General features: G+C 62.5%; 1 protein-coding gene. It reads right to left on the reverse strand.

Going from position 1 to position 1308, the window contains the following annotated elements; genetic code table 11:
* On the reverse strand, nucleotides 1-1188 hold a 1188-nt coding region (istA, locus tag QJT78_RS51360; RefSeq protein WP_281460888.1), incomplete at its 3' end, for an IS21-like element ISFK1 family transposase.
* Nucleotides 1189-1308: the final 120 nt, after the last annotated feature.

Raw genomic sequence — 1308 nt, forward strand, 5'->3', positions numbered from 1 at the left:
GGCGATGGTGGTGTGTCCGCGTCGGTTGGGCGCGCGGGCATGGCTGGCGATCCGCTGGCCCTTGTGGAAGATCTCGACCGTCCGATCGTCGATACGGGCATCGACCAGCTCGCCAATCAGACGATACGGCGCGGAGTACCAATGGCCGTCGACCTCGACATGATAATCGGGAGCGAGGCGGCAGCGCTTCCAGCGTGCGAAGGCATAAGGCTGATCTGGCAGCGGGGTTAGCTTGGGTTTGTCGAGTTCGGCAAACAGTTCGGCGCGGCTTGAGCCGAAGCCACGCATTTGACGAGCATTGAGTTCGTCGACGAGTGTCTTGATGGCGGCGTTGAGCTCGGCCCGGGAAAAGAAGCGCTGATTGCGCAGCCGGGCCAGAATCCAGCGCTGGGCGATTTGCACCGCGACCTCGACCTTCGCCTTGTCTTTTGGGCGCCGCGGCCGTGCGGCGAGAATGGCCGTGCCGTAATGGCTCGCCATCTCGGCATAAGTGCGATTGAGGCCGGGATCGTAGCGGTCGGGGTTGCTGACGGCGGCTTTGAGGTTGTCGCAGACCACGAACGTCGGCGTTCCGCTCAAAAACGTGAACAAGTTGACGTGGGCCCGGATCCAGTCGGCCAAGCTCTCGCTGGGGCAGGCCTCGGCGTAGGTGTAGTTCGAAGCGCCCATCGCCGCGACGAACAGCTTCATCGGCTGCACTTCCCCGGTCAGGGGATCGACGATGTCGATGGTGTCGCCGGCGAAATCCACGAACACCTTCTCGCCGCCCAGATGAATCTGCCGCATCGAAGGTCGGACCCGCCCCTTCCAGGCCTCGTAGGTAGTGCAGAACCACGTGTACCCGAAACCGTCGGGATTAACGGCGCGATACTCCTCCCAGAGCAGGCGACGGGTTACGTTGCGCCGGCGGAGCTCTTTATCGATGTAGCTCCAGTCGGGCACCGGCCGCTGCGGGCTCTGAGACGCTGGTCGTGGGGCCGGGAAAAGCAAAAGCTCCAGGTCTTCATCGGTCATTCCCTCCGGAAGCGGCCAGCTCAACCCAGCAGAGCGGGCGCGGCTCAGGTAGCTGTGCACAACGCCGTTGCTGACGCCCACGCTCCGCGCGATGGCCCGCTCTGGCAGGCCTTGAAAATGTTTTAACCGAAGGACTTCCTTGATCCGGCGCATCGACAATCTCTGGGTAGGCATTGGACTTCCTCGTTAACCACGAGGTCATCCCTAAGCCGGTTGAGTTGTCGGCCGAAGCGCTGCAAGGCTCCGAAAGCCTTGCTCACGATCCCGCGAAATCGTTGCTCACGATCGTCTGAA

The organism is Bradyrhizobium sp. Mp27 (assembly GCF_029953005.1).
Taxonomy (GTDB): domain Bacteria; phylum Pseudomonadota; class Alphaproteobacteria; order Rhizobiales; family Xanthobacteraceae; genus Bradyrhizobium; species Bradyrhizobium barranii.